The following is a 23,027-nucleotide window of genomic DNA, read 5'->3' on the forward strand; positions in this document are numbered from 1 at the left end:
AGATACAACTATCTTTGGAACGATTGATATTATAAACCAGTCATTTATTCCTAAAGAAGTATATGCCATATAAATTTCTTTTCCTGATTCTTTAGCCTCTACTACTCCTTTATCTGATATTTTCATATTTTTAAAAGTAAATGCTTTTTTAAAATTAACTTGTGAAAGATTTGTAATATTTGAATTTGAATTTTTGTGATAAGATGGTATAATTATTTCACCATTACTATCACATATAAGTGAAAAACTTTCACCATTAAAAGTTGAAATAGACAAAAACTCAGATACAAACTCAACATCATAATCAGCTGCAATAACAGCAACAATTTTACCATTATTGTATAATGGGACTGCATATGTTTTCGTCAATTTTCCAGTATCTTTATCTATTAAAGGCTTTGATATATTAGCTGTACCTTTAATGGCCAACTTAAAATAATCCCTATCTGAAAAATCTGTTCCAAAAATACCTTTAGCATAGCCTTTGCCATTAGGTAAAATCATACCAATATTATTATAGTTACTATTTTTATTATATGATTCCAAGATTTTCAAAGTTTTTTCTAAATTAAAATTATCTTCTATTTCTAAAAACTTAGAAATACTTTCTAATTCATTTAAATTACTTTTCAACTTACTATTAATTGCAATCTTACTCTCTTCACTAATTTCTGATAAATAATTCTTTGTCTCATATTCTAATACATTATCCATATTACTTATATAAAAAAACGCAAATACACTAAAAAAGAATAGTACCATAAATGCTATTAATATACTTTTTAATATTTGCCTACTATATTTCAAGTAGCTACACCTCACCCTCTCCACTAGTTATATTTAGTTGATTCACTTTATTTTACTATTAAAAACTCTTTTTTACAATTGAGTTTTATAAATTGTTAATAAAGAACATATTAAATAAGTATTATTTATAGGATAATAAAATTAAGGGTATAAATACAGCAATAGCATATTTAATTACATTAGTAACAATAAGACTAATATGATTAAATATGTTATTGTTTATATTTATACCCACTTACATGTAATTTTAAATTTATATAATTTAAATAAGAGTCTATTTTTCTAAATACTCTCTTCTGACTGAAGATGTTTTAAAATATTCAACAAGTTTATTTTTATCATTATTAAAGATAGCCTCTTTTATTAAATTCACTTCCATCTCAAAATTTTCTATAGATTTTAATAAATTATCTCTATTTCCTAAAAAAAGTTCACTCCATAGGTCTTCATTCATATTTGCAATACGAGTTAAATCCCTATAGCTATCTCCAATAAATTTGCCTGTATCTCTACCTTCTTCATCACTATTTATAAGAGCAACTGCCATTACATGAGGTAATTGAGATGTAAAAGCTATCATTTCATCATGTTTTTGTGCAGTTAATTTTTTTACTCTTTTAAATCCTATCTCTAAAATTAAATTCTCAACAAACTCCAAGTTTTTTATATTATTTCTGCCAGTTGGAGTAATTATATAATTTGCTTCTTTAAATACCTCATCACTCGCAAAATCAATTCCCTTTTTTTCTCTACCTGCCATTGGATGACCAAATATAAAATCTATATCATCTGGAATAATTTTTAAGACATCATTTATAAGAATTTCTTTTATTCCTGTGGTATCAGTAATTATAGTTCCTCTTTTAAAATACTCTTTATTATTTTCTAAAAAAGTTACAATTAATCTAGGATATATAGATAATATAATCAAATCAGCTTGTTTGAAAAATTCCTTCCCTGTAGTACATCCTTTTTTGATGATTTCTAACTCTTCTGCTTTTTTCAGAGTTTCAGAATCTATATCTACTCCAAACACATCTTCATATCCAGCTTTTTTCAATGCCTTAGCAAAAGAACCTCCTATAACTCCTAATCCTACAACAACAATATTCATTATTCTTATTTCCCCCTAGATTATTTTTTCATTAAATTCAAATTTAAAATTTTTATTAATTGCATTTTTGATATTATATACAGCATCATTTAATGATTTATCATTTAAAATTTCTATATCCGCAGAATTTTTATAAAGATTTATTCTTTCATTATAAAGATTGTATAATTTCTCTTTTCCATCTTGTAATAAGGGTCTTGAATTAATATTTATATCTTCTAAAATTTTTTCTATAGGTCTATTAATAAAAAGTATTATTCCTGCTTCTTTGAGTATTTCTATATTAATATCTTTTTTTATTACACCACCACCAGTAGAGACTACTGTTTTATCGCTAGTAGAAAGTTCTCTACATGCTTGAGTTTCATAATTTCTAAAAACCTCTTCTCCTTCTAAAAATAATTCTGCTATACTTTTTTGAGATATTTTGTTTATATAATCATCCATATCACAAAAACTACAATTATATTCCTGTGCTAAAAGTTTTCCAATTGTAGTTTTTCCACTACCTGGCATACCTATTAATATTACTTTTTCTTTGTTTATCATAATCAATCCCCCTATAAAAAGTTTAATTTTATTTCTTCATATATAATATTTAAAACACCATTATCTATTTTAGTATTCTGCCATATTTCTTGAGATTTTATTGCTTGCCCAACCAACATATATAATCCATTACACGTTTTTTTACCTAGATTCTGACCAATTTCTAGAAAAGAAGTTTTTTTAGGATTGTAAATCAAATCTACTAATATATCAAAATTTTGTATAATAGATTTTGAGACAGGTGATAATCCTATATTAGGGTACATTCCTACTGGAGTTGCATTTAATATTATATCTCCTTTTATATTCTTAAGTTCTTCATAATCTATTAATATAGCTGAATTATTTGATAGCTTTTTATTATCTTTTTTTCTACTTGAAACATAAACTTTATCTATTCCAGAATCAAGAAGGTATGTTATGGCTGCTTTAGATGCACCTCCAGTACCTAATATAACAGCTGTCTTTCCTTGAATATCAATATTAGCTATTTTGAACATAATGTCAAGTCCAAAATAATCTGTATTATAGCCATATAATTTATTCTCTTTAAGTAAAATTGTGTTAACTGCCCCTATACGCTTTGCTTCTGGAGATATAAAATCTAAAAACTCCATGACTCTTTCTTTATATGGGACAGTAACATTTACACCTTTGATTCTTAATAATTTTATAGCATCATCCAACATTGGTATATTTTCTTTTGAAATCTCAAAGTTCTTATAAGCACCTTCAATATTCAATACTTCAAATAACCTCTTATGAATTTGAGGTGAAACGCTATGAGATAGCTTTTCACCTATTAGACCAAAAAAATTCATCTTTACACCTCCAATCATTCTGTTTAAAGAAAAAATTACATTTATCTATTCAATTTTATTTCTATATACACCGATAAATTTGAAGTATGCTGTATTACGTTCTATCATGTCTAATAAGCTACATACTTTTGAATCATATATAGAACATTCAAAATCTATATAAAAGAAATATCTCCAAGAAGCATTTTTCATTGGTCTTGATTCTATTTTTGTCATATTTATATTGTTTTCAGCAAAGTATCCAAGTATTTTATAAAGCTTTCCAGCTTCATGCTCAACAGAAAATACAATACTCATCTTATTTGACTCTTCTTCAATGTGTATCTCATTACTAATTACCACAAATCTAGTATAATTATCTGTTATATCATTTATACAAGGACTTATTATTTCTAATCCATAAATCGTTGCGGCTTTTTTACTAGCAATTGCTGCCTTTGTTTTATCTTGAAGCCTTTTAACAAGTTCAGCACTAGTTGCTGTATTATTAAAAGGTATCAATTTCCATTGACTATTTTGTTTTAAAAATTCACTACTCTGACCTATTCCTTGTGGATGTGAATATATTTCTTTAATATCTTCAAGGTTTGTGCCCTTTATTCCAATTAAATTTTGATTTATTTTTATACACTCTTCCCCAACTATATAGAATCCATATTTTCCTAAAAGGTCGTAAGTTTCAGAAATTGCTCCTGTAGAGGAGTTTTCTATAGGTATTATTCCATAATTTATTTCTTTATTTTGAAGTGCTATAAAGACATCTTCAAATTCTTTAAATTGTTTTTTTGTGATTTGAGTATTAAAAAATTTTGTTAGTGCTTCTTCTGTGAATGAACCTGATATACCAGGAAATCCTACTAGGATATTTTTTTTATTAAGTTCACTTTTTAATGACTTATATTTATATAGATTTAACAAATCAAAATTTTCATTTGATGAATTTGAACTGTTTTCATTTTTTTCCTCTACATCATTATCTATTAATCTTTTTTGCAAATTTCTACTAACTTCCATTACTGAATTGAAAAATTGTACAGTCTCTTGTGAATATTTTTTATCTTCTAGATTATCTACTGCTTTACTCAATACTTTTTCTTCTCTATCTTTTTGAAGTATAGTAGTATTATTTTTCATTTTATATCTAGCAATTTCAAGAACTATATTCATCCTTTTTTCAAATAGTTGAACAAGTTCCTTATCTATATCATCAATTTTATTTCTATATCTCGTTAAATCCTCCATTATTATCGTCCTTTCATCAAATCAAAAATTCCAATAGCTGTTACTGCTTCTATTACAGGTACAGCTCTTTGAACTATACAAGGGTCGTGTCTACCTTTAATAGCTAAAACATCATCTTTTTTATCTTTTATATTAACAGTATTTTGTTGTTTACTAATTGATGGAGTTGGCTTAATTGCTACTTTAAAAACTATTGGCATTCCAGTTGTAATACCTCCAACAATCCCACCATTATTATTAGTTTTACTTTTTACTGTATCTCCATCATAGTACATTTCATCATTACTTTGAGAACCATACATGTCTGTAATATCAAATCCTAATCCAAATTCTACACCTTTTATAGATGGAACAGAAAATAGTAAATGTGATAGAGTAGATTCAACAGAATCAAAAAACGGATTTCCAACACCTACATTAACACCTACTACTGCACATTCAATTATACCACCAACTGAATCTCCCTGATTTTTTGCATCTAGAATAGTATTTTTTATAGCTTCTTCTTTTGATAAATCAAGCAAAGGTAATTCTAAATTTTGTAAATTTAATAATTCTTGTCTTGAGATGTCTATATAATTAAAACCCTTATCCTCTATATTCTTGATTTTTTTTATGTGGGCTCCTATCTCTATACCTTCTTGTGATAAAATTTGTTTACATATAGAACCACAAAATACTAATGGAGCAGTTATTCTTCCTGAGAAATGTCCTCCTCCTCTATAGTCATTAAACCCAGAATATTTTATATGACCTGTATAGTCTGCATGACCTGGTCTCATCAAGTTTTTAACTTCTCCATAATCTTTTGAGCGAGTATCACTATTTCTTATAATTGCACATAATGGAGTTCCTGTAGTTTTTCCATCAAAATATCCACTTAAAATTTCTGGTATATCACTTTCATTTCTTGAAGTTGATATAGAATTTTTTCCTGGTGCTCTTCTCTTCATTTCTTTATCAATTTTATCAAAGTCTAACTCAATGCCAGCTGGAAGACCATCTATATTTATACCTATAGCATTTCCATGAGATTCTCCAAAGATGGATATTTTTAAATTATTTCCCCATATTCCACTCATCAATTCTTCCTCCTAACATCTCAAAATCTTTAAAAAAATGTGGATAAGACTTTGATACACACTCAAAATCTTTCAATATGATTGGTTTATCACATCTACAGGAAGCAATTGCAAGTGTCATGGCAATCCTGTGGTCTTTGTGACTCCATACCTCTACGCCTCCATTTAATTTGCTTACTCCCTCAATTATCAAACTATCCTCTTTTTCTTCTATATTTGCCCCAAGCTTACTTAACTCAACATTTATTGCATGAAGTCTATCACACTCCTTAATTCTAAGTCTTCCAGCATTGATTATAGTCGTCTTCCCTATACTTAAAGCTGCTACCACAGATAAAACGGGTATTATATCTGGGCATTGAGATGCATCTATCAAAGTACTATTTAGACAATTTGTTATTCCTTTGATTTTGTTGTCTTCTCTTAAAATTTCCACACCCATCCTTGATAAAATCTCAATAACTTCACTATCTCCTTGAAGAGAATTTTCTTTAAGGTCAAGTATGTTAATATCTTCTCCAATAGCATCTGCTGATAAATAAAATGCACCTTGAGAATAATCTCCTTCAACTTTATAATCTATAGCTTTATAAGTTTGATTTCCTTTTATGATAAATTCTTTATAATTATTGTTTACAATTTCTACCCCAAAATCTTTCATAGTTGAAATAGTTAAATCTAAATACCCTTTAGATTCCAGTTCAGTGGTAATTATTATCTTTGAGTCACTATCTAATGTAGGTAATATAAATAATAATCCTGTTATAAATTGAGAACTTATATTTCCTTTTACTCTAAATTCGTCTGGTTTAAGTTTTCCTGATACGATTAAATCCAGTTTATTTTCTTTGTAGTTGTATTCTATGCCTTGTCTGTCAAATATCTCATAATAAGTAGCAAGTGGTCTTTTTCCAAGGTTACCTCTTCCTATAAATCTTTTTACTCCATCAAAGGCTAAAGAGATAGGTACCAGAAACCTTAAAGTAGAACCTGATTCATTACAATCTATAGTCAATTTAGGCTGATTCAATTGATTCTCTTTATTTAAGATTGCTTCTTTAGAGTAGATTCCTGTAATTTCTAAAATGTCTTCTTTTTTTTCTATGGTTGCTCCTAATGATATCATTGCTCTTATAGTAGCTATAATATCATCAGAAAAATCTATATTAGAAATTCTACTTTTTCCATCACTTAAAGCTGCACAAATAACTGCTCTATGTGCCATACTTTTTGATGGAGGAATTTTCACATCTCCTGATAATTTGCTTGGATATATTTTTAAGCTTCCCATCATTTTACCTCCTGAAAAAATTTAGAAGTAGTATCATATATAATACTTTCTCCAATATCCTTTAAAAGTATTATTTTTAGTGTATCACCTAGATTTTTTTTATCAAGAGATATAGTATCTATTATGGATTTATTATCTCCTAATTCAACATCATAAGGTAAATCATAATTTATTAAAATTGATTTTATAAGCTCTGATGTACCTTGTTTTGTAATCCCTTTTTTTTCACTCTCTAATGTTATCTTATACATGCCTACACCAACAGCTTCTCCATGAGTATAACCTGTAAAGTTATAGTGTTTCTCAATAGCATGACCTAGTGTGTGTCCAAAATTTAAAAGCATCCTATCTCCTAAATCTCTCTCATCAGCTTCAACTACAGTTTTTTTGATAAGGCAACATTTGTGTATAATGTATTCTATATGTTGCATCACTTCTTCCCTATTTTTTAAGTTTGCAAGCTTATTAAAAAAAGTTTTATCTTTTATACATCCATACTTTATAACCTCTGCCATTCCATCTCTATAAAATTTTTCTGGAAGAGATGATAATACATCTGGGTCAATAAATACTGCTTTCGGCTGATAAAAACTCCCTACTAAGTTTTTTCCCCTTTCAAGGTCAACTCCAACTTTTCCACCTACAGAACTGTCCACTTGAGCTAATAGAGATGTTGGAATTTGAATAAAATTTACACCTCTTAAAAAAGTTGCTGCCGTAAATCCTCCTAAATCTCCAATTACCCCACCTCCCAATGTGATAATCAAATCTTTTCTAGTTAACTTAAAGTCAAGTAAACTTTCATATATTTTAGGTAGAGTATTAAATGACTTTGTCTCTTCACCAGCTTCTAATATTATAGCTTTAGTTTCAAATCCAGATTCAATCAAATTATTTTTAACTTCATATAAATATAATTTTGCTACATTTTCATCTGTAACAATAAAAATCTTATTTCCAGAATATATTTTTTTAATTTCTTTACCTATATTTTTTAATATACTTTTTTTTATAAATATATTGTAACTATTCTCTTTTAGATTAACTAATAATTTTTCTTCCACGTTTAACCATCCTTCTATAGATTATATTTCTCTTCCAACTGCTGATGCGATAGTTTTTAGTTCATTTATTAATCCTTCATACTCATCTGGTTTAATTGATTGTTTACCATCACAAAGTGCATGAGCTGGGTCATTATGAACTTCTATTATTAAACCATCTGCTCCAACCGCAATTGCTGCTTTAGATAGAGAGTCAACCATCCATGATTTTCCTGCTGCATGACTTGGGTCAACTATGACTGGTAAATGGCTAAGTTTTTTTACAGCTAAGATTGCACTTAAATCCAATGTATTTCTAGTGTATGTTTCAAAAGTTCTTATACCTCTTTCACAAAGAACCACACTTTCATTTCCTCCAGCCATTATATATTCAGCTGACATTAGCCACTCTTCAATTGTAGCAGATAATCCTCTTTTTAAAAGTATTGTTTTATTTGTTTTTCCTAATTCTTTCAATAAATCGAAGTTTTGCATGTTTCTTGCTCCAACTTGAATTACATCTACATTTTCTTCAAATACATCTATATCTTGTGTTGACATTATTTCTGTAACTATAGGAAGACCTGTTTTTTCTTTTGCTTTTTTTAATAAATCTAATCCATCATATCTTAATCCTTGGAAAGCGTATGGAGATGTTCTTGGCTTGAATGCTCCTCCTCTTAAAAATCCTGCTCCTGATTTTTTTACATCTTCAGCTATAGAAACTATTTGTTCCTCTGTTTCAACAGAACAAGGACCAGCTATCATAGTAAGTTTTTTTGACCCAATTTCCATACCATCTACATTTATAATTGAAGGTTCTGGATGAAATTTTCTATTTGCTTTTTTAAAAGGTTCTACTACATGCATAACTTTTTCAACCACCTTATTTGCTTCTATTCTTTTGGCATCTATTTTGCTAGTATCTCCAACTAACCCCAAAACAGTTAATTCTTTTCCATCTATAGGATTCACTTCTACACCTTCTTTACAAATAGCTTCTATTAATTTCTTAACTTCTCTCTTATCTGCTCCTACTTTTAATACCACTATCATCTTTACTACCCCCTAATGTTATATTTTTATACTTGAGTTTAAAATAAAAAAGAGAACTCATTAATGAGTTCTCTAAAATAATCTATTAAGCATCAAATCTTACATGACCATATAAAATAATCATTTTTATAAAATTGACCTATGCCCAAGGTTATTAAAATCAAGGCCTCACCAGAAAGGAATTACATGTATTTTTGTAAAAGAAATAGCCAGCGCTAAAATAAAAGCCCCAGAACATAAAATAAAAAAAGCTATAAAGTTTTGCCACTAGTTCTTTTAAAATCCCTTTCATAGTATTATCCTCCATTTTTATAATTTATTAATCTTCTTGTTTAATAATTATAGCAAAGAAAATATAATTGTCAATATTTTCTATAAATATTTTCAATTTAAAATATTTTTTTATTTTCTTAATACACTTTTTCTTTTAATATATTTTTCTAAAATCGTTTAAAAAGCATCTTATTTTTACAATAATTTTTTTATTTTAAATATTATAATTCCAACAAAAACTATGCCTAACATCAAAAGTAATGTTGCTGGATATCCATAAAGCCAGTTTAGTTCTGGCATATACCTAAAGTTCATTCCATATATTCCTGTTATAATTGTAAGTGGTGCAGAGATAGCCGTAAGTAGGGTCAATTTTGTAATTAAGTGATTCGTTTTTTCACCTACTCTAGAAGAATAAATATCTAGGAGTTTATCTGCTAACTCACGTGTTGATAGTGCAAAATTATATAATTTATCAATACCAAAATCTATCCCTTGAAAATTTTCAAGATTATATTTTTTTACATTCGAGTATTTTAAATATCGTATATTTTCTTTAACTATTCTATCTCCAATATATAAAAGTGGTCTGGTGTTTTTAACTATAGTTCTAGTCAATCCTCTTACATCACTTATTCTAGAAACATGATTTTTATGAATATTGTCCATCATCTCATCTTCTATTTCAAGAATTAATTCTTCAACTTTTTCTAAAGATTCAAAACCATTTTTTATAACTTCTCTAAAAATTAAATAATTTATCTTAAAAAGGTTTATGACAGGATTTTTTTCAAGTTGAGAGTTTTTTAAAATAAGATTCTTTACAAATTCAAATAGAAAATGCTCTTCATTTACAACAACTAATATAAAATTATCTGATAAATACATATTTACTTCTTCTATAACAGCTTCTCCATTTCTCAATTCAAAAGTATTTAGGCTCAAAAAATCATAATTATCAAATAAATCAAGCTTTGTTATTTCATCAAATTTAAGACAATCATTAAATGTTATTTCATCTATATCCAAAGTTTCCTTGAGTAATTTTAAATTTTTTGGAGCACTTAATATAAGATATGAATTTTCTGGTATATAAAATTTTGTTCTAAAATCTTTTGCAATCTCTCTTGTATTTAAATTCAATATATACATAAATCTACTCCTAAACCTCAATTTACATTTTTAAAATTATATATATTTATTACTGTAATTATTTTTCACTATTTCAGTAATTATTATTTAATATTTATTTATATTAAATTTATTAGAAAATAAATATTAAATCTTTTATTTTTTAACTTAGACTTTTCTTACAAATTATACCATACTTTTATTTTAAAATGTGTTTAATATTATCAATGTTAAAAAAGTACTAAAAAATGAAATGCATATACTTAAATTAATAATAGCATACGCACTTCATTTTAACTTAATCTAAATTATACAATTTTAGCATCCATTTTGCCTATTCATCATTTAGTCTATATCCAACACCAACTTCTGTAATTATATACCTAGGGTCAGCAGGTTGCTTCTCTATTTTTCGTCTTAATGTTGCCATAAAAACCCTTAAAGACTTAGTTTCATTGCCTATAATACTACCCCATATTTCTTTTATTATAAAATTATGAGTAAGTACTTTTCCATGATGCTTTGCAAGTAATGAAAGAATATTATATTCAATTGGTGTCAAATGTACTTCATTATTGTCAACAATAACTTTTCTTTTATCAAAATCAATAAATAATTCACCTACTTCAAACGTAGACCTAATCTCTTCTTTTTGTTGTAATTCTACTTGTGAGTGTCTAAACGCTACTCTGACCCTAGCTAATAACTCTACTATAGAAAATGGTTTTGTTAAGTAATCATCTGCACCTGCATCAAACACTTCTACCTTTTCTCTGTCTTGTTCTCTCGCTGAAACTACAATTATTGGTATATTTGAAAACTGCCTAATAGCTTTTATTACCTCTATTCCATCCATATCTTCTAACCCTAAATCTAATAGAACGACATCTGGAGAATATGATACAGCAATTGATATTCCTTCTTTACCAGTTATAGCCTCTTTAACATCATAATCTTGAGTTGTAAGTGCAGTAGATATAAATTTTCTTATTGTTTTATCATCCTCTACTAACAATATAAGTTTTTTACTCATTTCTTCCTCCAAAACTAAATTTCAAAATTTCATACTATTCATTTTCTTTTGGCAAACTAAATTTAAAAGTTGAACCTTTATCTTTATTGTTTACTACTAAAATTTCACCTTTATGAGCTTGAATTATAGATTTACAAATTGATAATCCAAGTCCAACACCTTTTCTAGAATCCTTAGTACCTTCTTCTCCAGTAAAAAATCGATCAAATATATGCTCTTTCAATTCTTTTGATATTCCAGGACCATTGTCAGACACTTCAAACCAAACATAATCTTCTTTTTCATATACAATTATATTTATCTTACAATCCTCTTTTGAATATTTTAAAGCATTATCTATTAGATTAATTAAAACCTGTTCTATTAATTTGGCATCCATAGGAACAAATAATATTTGCTCTGGTATATTAATATCTATAATTGCATTTTCAATTCTTTTTTTTATATTTTGCAATGACTCTGATATAATTTCCTCAACAAGTTCAGAACGTTTTTTGACTTCTAACTTTCCTTCATCTATCTTAGTCATGCTAAGCAAATTTTCAACAAGTCTTATTAACCACTGAGTATCTTCATATACACCACTAAGTAATTCGTCTATTATATCCTGACCTATAGTATCCTTATTTTTTATAATTGTACTAACTGCTCCAGATATTCCTGCTAATGGTGTTCTGAGGTCATGTGAAACTGCTCTTAAAAGATTGCTTCTAAGCCTCTCTCTTTCTATCTCAAGATTAGTGTTTTCTTTTGCTTCTGATAGAATTTCTCTATCAAGAGCTATTGCCATTTGAGCAGTTATTGTTTCAATTAAACTTATATCTTCTGTATCTAATTTTGAATCAACACATGATATACCAATGACTCCCAAAGTTGAATTCATACCTATAATTGGTATATAATATCCTTTTGAACCAGGAAGTGTATCTGTATCACTACCTGCTACTGTTGAATTAGACAATACCCAACTTGCAACAGCCTTTTCATCTTCTATATCTAAATCATTTTTGTCCTTATTAGCAGTATTTTTTTTATAGAACTTTGATTTCTTATCCTTATCCACATTTAAATAACAAACTATATCTCTACTTAGACTAAGGCATAAAAGTTCTATACCCTTATTTACTATATCATCTTTATTCGACAATCTTAAAAATCCCTTAATGATTTGATATATCATTTTTGTATTTTCTTCTCTTTTAGCAGCTGTATCTGCTTCATGTTGTATCTTAGATGTAAGAGTACTAGTTATTATACCAACTATTGAGAATACAACTAATGTTACTATATAATTTGAATCAGCTATTGACAGTGTATATAAAGGTGCTGTAAAAAAATAATTTAACAGTACTATGTTAAATACAGAACTTATTATACCTGTACTATATCCTTTAGTCCACATAGAAACCAAAACTACACCTAACATATATATTAGTAATATATTTTCTCTTATAAATCCCATACTTTGTACTATATATGCCAAAATGCTTATCACTGAAGTAATAATTATAAGTTTTATAAAATCAGTTTTACTAATTTTAAATTTTGATTTTATTGATGAGTTATCTTTTTTAGGTCTATATTTAACCTCTGAAGCAAATTTATAAGGGATTATATGTATATCTATATAATCAACTTCATCTATTAATTTGTCAACTATATCTTTTTTCAGTTTTTTACTCAATTTTTTAGTATTTGAATGATTTCTGCCTATTACAATTTTTGTTACATTTCTTATCTTGGCAATTCTAAGTATCTGTTCTATTACATTTTCACCATGTAAAACAATTATCTCAGCACCCAACTTCTTAGCTAGTTTTAAATTGTTTTGTAATTGTTTTTGCTCCTCAAAAGGCAATTTTGCTGTATTTGGAGTTTCAACATATAAAGCTATCCACTTAGCAAACGTACTATCTGCTATCCTAGATGCAGTTCTAATAACCTTGGCTGAAGATGGAGATGGGCTTATACATGCAAGAAGTGTATCTGATGTAGGTATTACTGTTACATCACCCTTTGATAATCTAGTCATTTGAACTTCTTTATTTACTCTTTCGGCTGTTTTTCTAAGTGCAATTTCCCTAAGTGCAACTAGATTGTCTTTTATAAAAAAATTATCTTTTGCTCTAATTGCCTGTTCCTTTTTATATATTTTACCTTCATTAAATCTTTCAAGAAGTACGTCAGGTTCAACATCTATAAGCTCTAATTGTGTACTTGTATCTAAAAATTTATCTGGTATAGTTTCTTTGACTGATACATTTGTAATTATCTCCACAATATCATTTAAACTTTCTAGATGTTGTACATTTACAGTAGTATATACATTTATACCTGCTAGTAATAATTCTTCTATATCCTGCCATCTTTTAGTATGCCTTAACCCAGTGACATTAGAGTGAGCAAACTCATCAACTAATATAACTTCTGGCTTTCTTGCTAATGCTGCATCTAAATCAAACTCTTTTAATTTTATAGATTTATATTCTATTTCTTTTACAGGAAGAGTCTCTAATCCGTCAAGTAATGCTAATGTTTCTGGTCTAGTATGTGGTTCAATATATCCAACAACTACATCAACCCCTACTTTTTTTAAATTTTGTGCAGACTCCAACATAGAATAAGTTTTACCTACACCTGCTGCATACCCAAAAAATATTTTTAACTGACCTCTATTTAGTTTTTTTTCTTCATTCTTTATTTTTTTTAATAGAATATCAGGATTTGGTCTGTCCATCAAACAACCTCCTTGTACATTTCATTACTATTATAATATCAATTCTAGTATAAAAATGTAGTTAAGATGTATTTTTAATGATTAAGATTATGTAAAGATACAAGTATGTAGTTTAATTGTAAAATAAAAATGCCTATTATTTAGGCATTTTTATTTTTTACACAGTCATTTTTATCGATTCTCTTGTTTTGATTTATATAGATATTTATTTATATTTTATTGAAAATACATTAACATTTTTAAATATGCAAATATATCTTTAAATAAAACTATTACTACAATCTTTATTTCAACATGGTTACTTTAAATTCAGTATTTCCATGAACTCATCACCTGTAATTGTCTCTTTTTCTAATAAATATTCAGCAAGTTCATGTAGCTTATCAATATTATTCTCTAAAATCTCAATTGCTTTTTTATGGCAAGTCTTTACTATTCTAAATACTTCTTCATCAATTTTAGCTGCAGTATCTGAAGAACAAGCAAGAGAAGAGTCTCCTCCTAGGTACTGATTACTTACTGTTTCAAGAGCAACCATATCAAATTCCTCACTCATACCAAGACGAGTAACCATAGCTCTTGCAATCTTAGTAGCTTGCTCTATATCATTTGATGCACCTGATGTACAAGTATCAAAAATAACTTCTTCAGCAGCACGACCACCTGTAAAAGTAGTTATTTTATCAATGGCTTCCTCTTTGGACATAAGTACACTTTCATCTTCTGCAACTTGCATAGTATAACCCAATGCACCTGAAGTCCTAGGTATTATTGTAATTTTATGGACAGGTGCAGAATGTTTCTGCATTGCAGCAACAAGTGCATGACCTATTTCATGGTAAGCTATGATTTTCTTTTCTTTATCAGAAATCACAGCTCCTTTACGTTGATATCCTGCAATTACAGTCTCAACAGATTCCTCAAAATCTTGTTGCTCTACTACATCTCTGCCAGACTTAACTGCTAAAAGTGCTGCTTCATTTACAATATTTGCAAGTTCTGCTCCAGATGCACCTGATGTAGACCTAGCAATTGCATTATAATCTATATTTGAGTCTACATTTACATTTTTAGCATGTACCTTTAAGATAGCTTCTCGTCCTCCAAGGTCTGGAAGTTCAACTGGTATACGTCTATCAAATCGTCCTGGGCGAAGTAATGCTTTATCAAGACTATCAGGTCTATTCGTTGCAGCTAGTATTACTACACCTATTCCACCATCAAATCCATCCATTTCACTTAATAATTGATTTAAAGTTTGTTCACGTTCATCATTTCCGCCTATTCCACTTCCATTATCACGCTTTTTACCTATAGTATCAATTTCATCTATAAACACTATACATGGAGCTTTTTCTTTAGCTTGTTTAAATAAATCACGTATTCTAGATGCTCCCATACCTACAAACATCTCAACAAATTCAGAACCAGATATTGAGAAAAATGGTACATCTGCTTCACCTGCCACAGCTTTTGCAAGTAGTGTCTTTCCTGTTCCTGGAGGCCCTACTAAAAGTGCACCTTTTGGCATTTGTGCTCCTATTTTTTTGTATTTTTCTGGATTGTGTAAGAAATCTACTATCTCGCTTAGAGCTTCTTTTGCCTCATCTTGACCAGCTACATCATTAAATCTTTTTCCACTTTGAGCAGATACATACATTTTGGCATTACTCTTTCCAAATTGCATACTATTGCCACCCATTCGTTTTTGCATTGATTTCATCATTAAATTACCAAATAGCATAAGAATACCTATAGGTACTATCCATGTAAGTAAAATACTCAAAAGAGGTGAATTTTCTTTAGGAATAATCTTAGTAAATTCTACTTTTGCATCTTTTAATCTATCAACTAGTTCTGGGTCATCCATTCTACCAGTTATGTATATATTTTTATCCTTACTACTAGATGGGCTTATTGCAATTTTATTACTTTCTATTTCAACAGATTTAACCTTTCCTGAATCTAACATTGTAAGAAATTTTCCATAATCAATCTCAACCATTTTTTTATCCATTAGACTTGGAAATATTAAAGCATTTAAAAACATTACTACTATTATTATTATTGTATAATAATAGAGTATTGACCTCTTTTGTGGTTTGTGTTCATCCATAATTTTGTTCTCCTTTAAATTAATTTTATGTTATTTGCAATCAATATGAGTTAAAAGCTTATTTAATTTTTCTAAGCCCTCTATTATATCTTCCATATCTTGCAATTTTTCACTAGTCATATTTTCAAAATAGTCATCAAAAATACTACTTGAAATATTTTCTTGTATATCCAGCGATTTTTCTGTAACTTTAACTTTTACAATTCGTTGGTCTTCTTTATCTCTTATACGATTTAAAAATCCATTTTTTTCGAGTCTTTGACATATTACTGACACATTGCTATTTGTCATATTCAAATTTTTACCTAAATCACTTATTTTTTTCTCTCCATGTTCACATAGTTCTGATAAAATCAAAGCTTGTACTGCTGTAATCCCAAGTGGTTGATAGAACTGACTTAATGAAGTTGTAAATTTGATATTTATATCTCTAGTTAATTCTAGCAGTGCTTTTTTAAAACTTATCTCATCCATATAAATTCTCCCTGTAAAAATACTTTATTTTACTAATATTTTTAACTTTAAATTCAAAAATATTTTATAAATAATCCTTAACACTATAAATATTTAATGTATTAAATATTATAGTATTAAGGATTTATTGTCAATAACAATATTGTAACTTCAGTTATAAATAGTTTATCTTATCTTATTGAAATTTTTGAATAAGATATTTTTAATAAAAAATCGATGTATTTATTTTACACCGATTCCTCTCATTTTAATCTTATTCAAAAATAAAAATCTAAAGTTATTTACTATTACAATAAATTTAATCTTCTGTTAACATATTATATACAAAATCAAAACTTCCTTTATGTGCTCCTAAGGTCGTTTCCATAATACAAACAAATGCCTTTGCTTTTTGCAGTATTTCATCATTATCCCAATCAAACATGCCTTTATCAAATATACACTCAGAAGAAACAAGTAAAAACTCTATTGTCTCTTTTGGATATTTTGTATTGAATACACCTTCTCTTATACCTTGTTCTACTACCTCTGTTAATATAGGTGTAAAATTTAAAATAGTTTTGACTATTGTCTTTTGATGCATCTCAGCATTGTTGGGTTGTTGAAATTGGTTAATCACTTTTTCTTTACTTCCTCCAACTTTAGGTCTTTGAGATATTAATATCTGAAAGAACTTTTCAATAACTGGAATATCTGGATTTGAAGCAATTTCTTTCAACATCTTTATATCATTATCTATAATTCTAGTTATAATTTCATCCATTACCTCTTCTTTAGATTTAAAATAGTAATAAAATGTTCCTTTTGCAATTCCAATCTCATTTAAAATATCATTTACAGTAGTTTTTGTATAACCTTTAGTACAAAAAAGCATTTCAGCTGTATCAAGTATTTCATTTTTACGTTCTTCAGGGTCTTTTATAATTCTCATATACTTTCTCCTTTCAATAGACCAACAGTCGGTTTAGTTTTATTATATAAAACTACTTTTATAATGTCAATTTTATAAAATAAAAATAAGGTATAAAGAAGTATGATAATTACTTTTATACCTTATAGATTCTCATATTTTTTAGTTGCGTTTTATATTATTAGATAGTTTTTTATCCAATTTCTAAACAAAAGTTCTGAATGCTTTTTCCATTTAACAGTTGGTTCTTTTGAAGGATCATCATTTATATAATAATTTTTAGGTATTGAGATTTTATCACCTCTATCTACATCTCTTTTATATTCTTTATCTAAAGTGTATTTATCATACTCACTGTGACCCATTACAAATACATCTCTTGAATTTGTAATTATATAAGGACCAGCTTCTTTAGAATGGCTTACAATGCTCAATTCATCATTATTTTTCAAAGTTTCAATATTTACAGTAGTGTGTCTTGAATGTGGAGCAAAAAACTCTTTTTCAAATCCATCTACTATCTTACTATTTTTATCCACTTCATGCTTAAATACTCCAAAACATTTTTGACTTAATGGAAGTTTTTTTACATTGTAGTATTTGTAAAGACCTGCTTGAGCTGCCCAACATATATATAATGTAGATTTAGCCTTTCTTTTAGAATAATCCATAATATCTTTTAGTTCATCCCAATAATCAACCTCTTCAAACTCCATTTGTTCAACTGGAGCTCCTGTTATTATAAAACCATCAAAAGATTCTTTTTTTGCTTCATCAAATGTTTTATAAAAATTCTTAACATATTCATTACAACTTCTTTTACTCTCTCTTGTTGAGATTTTAATAAATTCTACAGATACATTAAAACCTGTCTTGTCTATTCTTCTAAGTAAATCTAACTCTGTATCTATTTTTATTGGCATTAGATTTAATATAGCTATTTTAGTATCTATATTTTCTTTGTATTCTAAATCTCTATTAAAGTCTTCTTTACAAATTACATCTATTCCTTCATCTAATAATTTATTAATAACAGGTAGTCCCTTTGGTAGTATTAAAGCCATATCTTTTCACTTCTCTTTCTCTTATACTATTAGAAATTTAAAGCTTGATTTAAATCAGCTATTAAATCCTCTACATTTTCTATTCCAACAGATAATCTTATTAGGGAAGGTAATACTCCAGACGCAATTAATTGTTCTTCTGTTAATTGTCTGTGAGTAGTTGAAGCTGGATGTATAACACAAGTTCTTACATCTGATACATGAGTTACTAATGCTGCTATTTGTAGTTTTTCCACAAATTTTTTAGCATTTTCAAGTCCTCCTTTTACTCCAAATGATAAAACTCCACTACATCCTTTTGATAGATATTTCTTGGCATTTCCATAATACTTATTATTTTCAAGCCCTGGATAGTTAATCCAATCTACATTTTTATGTTTTTCTAAAAACTCAGCTATCTTAAGTGCATTTTCACTATGTCTCTCCATTCTAAGATGTAGTGTTTCAATATTTAAATTAGTAAGATATGCGTTAAATGGACTCAGGCAATTTCCATAGTCTCTAAGTAATTGAACTCTTGTTTTAGTAGCATATGCAGCATTGCCAAACTTCTCAGTATAACTTATTCCATGATATGTTGGGTCTGGCTCAACTAATTCTGGAAATTTCCCATTGTCCCAGTTAAAATTTCCACCATCTACTATAATTCCACCAACACTTGAAGCATGGCCATCTAAGTATTTTGTAGTAGAATGAGTGACTATGTTTGCTCCATATTTTAGCGGATTACAAAGTACTGGTGATGCTAATGAGTTATCAACTATAAATGGAACATTAATTCTTTTAGCTACATTTGCTATTTTTTCAAAATCTATAACTTCAAGAGTTGGATTTGCAAGTGTTTCTGCAAATACAACTTTAGTATTTTCATTTGCAAGTTCTACTATTTCATCTTCGCTTGCATCTAAATCAAATGATATTAAATCTATTCCAAATTTTTTAAGACTAGGCCCTAATAAATTAAATGTTCCTCCATATACTTTTGAAGAACAAAGTATACTATCTCCAGATTTACATATATTTAAAACTGCTAACATATTTGCAGATTGACCTGATGATACAGCAACAGATGATACTCCTCCCTCTAACAAACTTATCTTTTCTTCAAAAGCTTGAACTGTAGGATTACTTATTCTGGAATACATATGACCATCAGCTTTTAAATCAAATAAGTCAGCAAGTTGGTCTATACTACTATATTTAAAAGTTGTACTTTGATATAAAGGTAAAACTCTTGGTTCTCCATTTCCTGGCTTATAATTTCCTTGCACACATATTGTTTCTTTGTTATACATTTTTGTATCCCCCTTAGATTTTAATTAAGAAAATTAAACTATTTGTCAGATGAGATTTAAAATAAATAAAGCCTGAGTATATAACTCAGGCTCTGTATAAGCTTAATTATACTCATCTCTCAGCTTTCGCCGCAGGATTTAGCACCAATGTATATAAATATACTGGTTGCCGGGTTTCATAGGGCCAGTCCCTCCACCTCTCTGGATAAGATTTATTTAATTTTTCTATGTTTTATATCTTATATTTTTTTCCTAATTTTGTCAACTATTTTTTATATAATTTTCTTTTAAGAAATTTTCCAACCTCTACTTGAACTACAGACATTATAGCTAAAATAACTGTTACAAGCCACTGTGAACTATTTAAAACAGTTAAATTAAATGCATCTCTAAAATTAGGGACAAATAATATAACTGCCATAAGCAAAGCAGAAGTTAAAAATGAGATTAAAAGAAATGGGTTTTTACCACTATTTCTAGTAAACATAGAATCTGTATTTGAACGCTGGCTAAATGCACGCAACATTTGTGAAAATGCTAATACACAGAATGCCATTGTTTGACCTACAGTATGGTTTCCTATATTAAGACCAATTTTATATGCTAAAATGGTCATTATTGCTACAAATATCCCCTGAGTAATAACTCTTTGTACAAGGTTTTTTTCAAACAAACTTTCTGATTTAACAGGCTGATGCTTCATTATATTTCTACTTGGTGGGTCAACTCCAAGAGCAAGAGCTGGAAGAGTTGCTGTTGCAAGGTTTACCCATAGAATATGCACAGCAAGAAGTGGAGTATCCCAGTTTAACAATATTGCAACAAATAGTGTAAGTATCTCTGCTATATTTCCAACAAGCAAGAATTGTATAACCTTTTGTATATTTCTATATACACGTCTACCTTCTTTTATTGCATATGCAATTGTGGTAAAACTATCATCCATTAAAATCATATCTGAAGAATCTTTTGCCACATCTGTACCACTTATACCCATAGCTATACCAATATCAGCAGACTTTAATGCAGGGGAGTCATTTACCCCATCTCCAGTCATTGCTGGTACTTCTCCAATTCTTTTTAGAGACTGTATAATTCTAAGTTTATCAAATGGTGATACACGAGCAAATACTGTCACATTTTTAACAGCTTTATCAAGTTCATCATCACTTAAATTATCAAGTTCATCACCAGATATAACAGTATTTCCTTCATTCCAAATTCCAAGTTCATGAGCTATTGTTGTGGCAGTGACTTTATGGTCACCTGTTATCATTATGGTTCTTATGCCCGCTTCTTTACAAGTTTTTACTGCATCAGTTACCTCGGTTCTTGGTGGGTCAATCATACCAACCATACCAATAAATGTCAAATCATATTCTATGTTTTCACTATCTTCCTTTGGTATCGATAAAATTTCACGCTTAGCAAAACCAAGTACACGTAATGCATCTTTAGACATAGTAAGACATAATTCGTGTATGTTTTTTTTGTCCATCTCTGTAATGTTTCTTTCACCTTTTGATGTTAATATTTTGGTACATAAATGGAGAAGTTCATCCACTGCACCTTTAGTATATGCTGTGATTTTTCCATCTATATCATGAACAGTTGTCATACATTTTCTGTCAGAATCAAAAGGTTGCTCAAATACACGTGGATATTTCTCTTCAAGAGCTTCTTGATCTATTCCAAATTTATTAGCCATAAAAATCAATGAACCTTCTGTTGGATCACCTAATATTTCATCTTTTTTATCTGGATTTATACATGCATCGTTACAAAGTGCACCAGCATAAACAAGCTCTTTATATACTAGTGGATGTTTCTCAGACGCAGTATCTATTGATGTTACTTTTCCAGATTCAAAATCGCCATTTACAGCAATATGTGTAACAGTCATTTTATTTAAGGTTAATGTACCAGTTTTATCACAACATATTACTGTAGCTCCTCCTAATGTTTCAACTGCTGGCAACTTTCTAATCAAAGCGTTTCTTTTAGCCATACGTTGCACACCTAGAGCCATTACAATGGTTGCTGTTGCAGGTAATCCCTCTGGAATGATTGATATAGCAAGTGAAATTGCAATCATAAACATTGGTAAGAGAGGTCTCTGATAAAATGCACCTATTGCAAATATAATAACGCATACAATAATACCTATAACACTTAATGTTTTTCCAACAGTATTAAGTTTACGTTTTATGGGAGTATCAAAATCATTTTGTGAATCTAAAAGATGTGCTATATTACCTACTTCTGTGTCCATCCCAGTTGCAACTACAACACCTACACCTCTACCATATGTGACAATTGAAGACGTATAGGCCATATTACTACGGTCTCCTAACACACATTCTACAGGTAAAATGCCATCTGAATCTTTTTCTGATGGGACAGACTCTCCTGTTAAAGAAGCTTCTTGAATTTTTAAACTAGATGTATCTATTAAACGAATGTCTGCTGGAATCATCGCTCCATCTTCTAAAAAAACAATATCTCCTATTACAAGATTACTTGCTTGAATAACATTTTCTTCACCATCACGTATAACACGTGCTGTAGGTGAATTCATATTTTTTAGTGCTTCCAATGATGATTCTGCTTTTTTTTCTTGAACAATACCAATAACTGCATTTACTGTTACAATTATTAGAATTACAAAAGCTTCTGTAAATTCTCCAAATGCTAAAGATAATACTGATGCACCTATTAGTATCAATACCATAGCATCTGTAACTTGGGTCCAAAGCATTTGTAAAACTGTTCTAGGTGGTCTTTTTCTCAGTTCATTTAAACCATACTCTTTAATCCTGTTTTCCGCCTCGGTATCGGTGAGCCCCTCCTCTGATGAGTCTAAACTCTCTAATACTTCATGTGTTGCCATCGAATGCCAAGGCATCTGTTTGTGATTTTCCATTTTGGAAGATCACTCCTTTCTTTTTTTGATTTAAGAATAATTATATTTTAAAATCCAATTCAATTC

Annotated in this window: 17 protein-coding genes, 1 pseudogene and 1 riboswitch; all 18 genes and pseudogenes read right to left on the bottom strand. The window is 28.7% G+C overall.

From position 1 onward, the window contains the following. Nucleotides 1-36: 36 nt before the first annotated feature. A pseudogene (locus IC213_RS21245) lies at nucleotides 37-762 on the bottom strand (cache domain-containing protein); the annotation flags it as partial. A 319-nt stretch (nucleotides 763-1,081) separates the two neighbouring features. Next, the gene (locus IC213_RS04695; RefSeq protein WP_227862794.1) at nucleotides 1,082-1,921 is read right to left on the bottom strand and encodes a prephenate dehydrogenase; all 840 of its coding nucleotides are present in this window, start codon (nucleotides 1,919-1,921) and stop codon (nucleotides 1,082-1,084) included. 15 nt (nucleotides 1,922-1,936) lie between these two features. Beyond that, nucleotides 1,937-2,470, bottom strand: a complete 534-nt coding sequence (locus IC213_RS04700; protein WP_227845314.1) for a shikimate kinase — start codon at nucleotides 2,468-2,470, stop codon at nucleotides 1,937-1,939. Nucleotides 2,471-2,481: 11 nt separating this feature from the next. Beyond that, nucleotides 2,482-3,291, bottom strand: coding sequence for a shikimate dehydrogenase (aroE, locus tag IC213_RS04705; RefSeq protein ID WP_227436087.1), 810 nt, complete (start codon nucleotides 3,289-3,291; stop codon nucleotides 2,482-2,484). 45 nt (nucleotides 3,292-3,336) lie between these two features. After that, complete coding sequence (gene pheA, locus IC213_RS04710) at nucleotides 3,337-4,533, bottom strand: prephenate dehydratase (protein WP_227860932.1); 1,197 nt, start codon at nucleotides 4,531-4,533, stop codon at nucleotides 3,337-3,339. A gap of 2 nt (nucleotides 4,534-4,535) precedes the next feature. Then, a complete protein-coding gene (gene aroC, locus IC213_RS04715; RefSeq protein WP_227862795.1) occupies nucleotides 4,536-5,615 on the bottom strand; it encodes a chorismate synthase in 1,080 nt (359 codons plus the stop codon). Further along, a complete protein-coding gene (gene aroA, locus IC213_RS04720; protein ID WP_227862796.1) occupies nucleotides 5,593-6,906 on the bottom strand; it encodes a 3-phosphoshikimate 1-carboxyvinyltransferase in 1,314 nt (437 codons plus the stop codon). Before aroA ends, aroC begins: the two co-directional genes overlap by 23 nt. Then, a complete protein-coding gene (aroB, locus tag IC213_RS04725) occupies nucleotides 6,906-7,970 on the bottom strand; it encodes a 3-dehydroquinate synthase (protein WP_227436072.1) in 1,065 nt (354 codons plus the stop codon). Before aroB ends, aroA begins: the two co-directional genes overlap by 1 nt. Nucleotides 7,971-7,991: 21 nt before the next feature. Beyond that, entirely contained in the window at nucleotides 7,992-9,005 is a 1,014-nt protein-coding gene (aroF, locus tag IC213_RS04730; protein ID WP_227436070.1) for a 3-deoxy-7-phosphoheptulonate synthase, read from the bottom strand. Nucleotides 9,006-9,473: 468 nt separating this feature from the next. Continuing rightward, nucleotides 9,474-10,430 carry a CorA family divalent cation transporter gene (locus IC213_RS04735; RefSeq protein ID WP_227436068.1) on the bottom strand — a complete coding sequence of 319 codons (957 nt, stop codon included), beginning with the start codon at nucleotides 10,428-10,430 and terminating at the stop codon, nucleotides 9,474-9,476. 313 nt (nucleotides 10,431-10,743) lie between these two features. Beyond that, nucleotides 10,744-11,442, bottom strand: a complete 699-nt coding sequence (locus IC213_RS04740; RefSeq protein WP_227483111.1) for a response regulator — start codon at nucleotides 11,440-11,442, stop codon at nucleotides 10,744-10,746. 34 nt (nucleotides 11,443-11,476) lie between these two features. Continuing rightward, entirely contained in the window at nucleotides 11,477-14,179 is a 2,703-nt protein-coding gene (locus tag IC213_RS04745; protein ID WP_227823868.1) for a sensor histidine kinase, read from the bottom strand. A 298-nt stretch (nucleotides 14,180-14,477) separates the two neighbouring features. Next, nucleotides 14,478-16,295: an ATP-dependent zinc metalloprotease FtsH gene (gene ftsH / locus IC213_RS04750; protein ID WP_227436062.1), complete on the bottom strand. Its 1,818-nt coding sequence runs from the start codon at nucleotides 16,293-16,295 to the stop codon at nucleotides 14,478-14,480. A gap of 30 nt (nucleotides 16,296-16,325) precedes the next feature. Continuing rightward, the gene (locus IC213_RS04755) at nucleotides 16,326-16,769 is read right to left on the bottom strand and encodes a MarR family winged helix-turn-helix transcriptional regulator (RefSeq protein WP_227823867.1); all 444 of its coding nucleotides are present in this window, start codon (nucleotides 16,767-16,769) and stop codon (nucleotides 16,326-16,328) included. 298 nt (nucleotides 16,770-17,067) lie between these two features. Then, complete coding sequence (locus IC213_RS04760; protein WP_227436059.1) at nucleotides 17,068-17,700, bottom strand: TetR/AcrR family transcriptional regulator; 633 nt, start codon at nucleotides 17,698-17,700, stop codon at nucleotides 17,068-17,070. 152 nt (nucleotides 17,701-17,852) lie between these two features. Continuing rightward, entirely contained in the window at nucleotides 17,853-18,743 is an 891-nt protein-coding gene (locus IC213_RS04765; protein ID WP_227862797.1) for a homoserine O-succinyltransferase, read from the bottom strand. 29 nt (nucleotides 18,744-18,772) lie between these two features. Continuing rightward, nucleotides 18,773-20,038 (bottom strand): O-acetylhomoserine aminocarboxypropyltransferase/cysteine synthase family protein, encoded by a 1,266-nt coding sequence (locus IC213_RS04770; protein ID WP_227436055.1) that lies wholly within the window; start codon nucleotides 20,036-20,038, stop codon nucleotides 18,773-18,775. 109 nt (nucleotides 20,039-20,147) lie between these two features. Beyond that, a riboswitch (SAM riboswitch) is annotated at nucleotides 20,148-20,250 on the bottom strand. 53 nt (nucleotides 20,251-20,303) lie between these two features. Continuing rightward, on the bottom strand, nucleotides 20,304-22,961 hold the full coding sequence (locus tag IC213_RS04775) for a calcium-translocating P-type ATPase, PMCA-type (RefSeq protein WP_227862798.1): 2,658 nt from the start codon (nucleotides 22,959-22,961) through the stop codon (nucleotides 20,304-20,306). Nucleotides 22,962-23,027 lie beyond the last annotated feature (66 nt).

The sequence above is a fragment of the Clostridioides sp. ES-S-0049-02 genome (assembly GCF_020658465.1).
In the GTDB taxonomy this organism is placed as follows: Bacteria; Bacillota; Clostridia; order Peptostreptococcales; family Peptostreptococcaceae; genus Clostridioides.

Coding starts and splice junctions, on each gene's coding strand:
- IC213_RS04695 (WP_227862794.1), bottom strand. CDS start 1,921: ATGAATATTGTTGTTGTAGGATTAGGAGTTATAGGAGGTTCTTTTGCT.
- IC213_RS04700 (WP_227845314.1), bottom strand. CDS start 2,470: ATGATAAACAAAGAAAAAGTAATATTAATAGGTATGCCAGGTAGTGGA.
- aroE (WP_227436087.1), bottom strand. CDS start 3,291: ATGAATTTTTTTGGTCTAATAGGTGAAAAGCTATCTCATAGCGTTTCA.
- pheA (WP_227860932.1), bottom strand. CDS start 4,533: ATGGAGGATTTAACGAGATATAGAAATAAAATTGATGATATAGATAAG.
- aroC (WP_227862795.1), bottom strand. CDS start 5,615: ATGAGTGGAATATGGGGAAATAATTTAAAAATATCCATCTTTGGAGAA.
- aroA (WP_227862796.1), bottom strand. CDS start 6,906: ATGGGAAGCTTAAAAATATATCCAAGCAAATTATCAGGAGATGTGAAA.
- aroF (WP_227436070.1), bottom strand. CDS start 9,005: ATGATAGTGGTATTAAAAGTAGGAGCAGATAAGAGAGAAGTTAAGAAA.
- IC213_RS04735 (WP_227436068.1), bottom strand. CDS start 10,430: ATGTATATATTGAATTTAAATACAAGAGAGATTGCAAAAGATTTTAGA.
- IC213_RS04740 (WP_227483111.1), bottom strand. CDS start 11,442: ATGAGTAAAAAACTTATATTGTTAGTAGAGGATGATAAAACAATAAGA.
- IC213_RS04745 (WP_227823868.1), bottom strand. CDS start 14,179: ATGGACAGACCAAATCCTGATATTCTATTAAAAAAAATAAAGAATGAA.
- ftsH (WP_227436062.1), bottom strand. CDS start 16,295: ATGGATGAACACAAACCACAAAAGAGGTCAATACTCTATTATTATACA.
- IC213_RS04755 (WP_227823867.1), bottom strand. CDS start 16,769: ATGGATGAGATAAGTTTTAAAAAAGCACTGCTAGAATTAACTAGAGAT.
- IC213_RS04760 (WP_227436059.1), bottom strand. CDS start 17,700: ATGAGAATTATAAAAGACCCTGAAGAACGTAAAAATGAAATACTTGAT.
- IC213_RS04765 (WP_227862797.1), bottom strand. CDS start 18,743: ATGGCTTTAATACTACCAAAGGGACTACCTGTTATTAATAAATTATTA.
- IC213_RS04770 (WP_227436055.1), bottom strand. CDS start 20,038: ATGTATAACAAAGAAACAATATGTGTGCAAGGAAATTATAAGCCAGGA.
- IC213_RS04775 (WP_227862798.1), bottom strand. CDS start 22,961: ATGGAAAATCACAAACAGATGCCTTGGCATTCGATGGCAACACATGAA.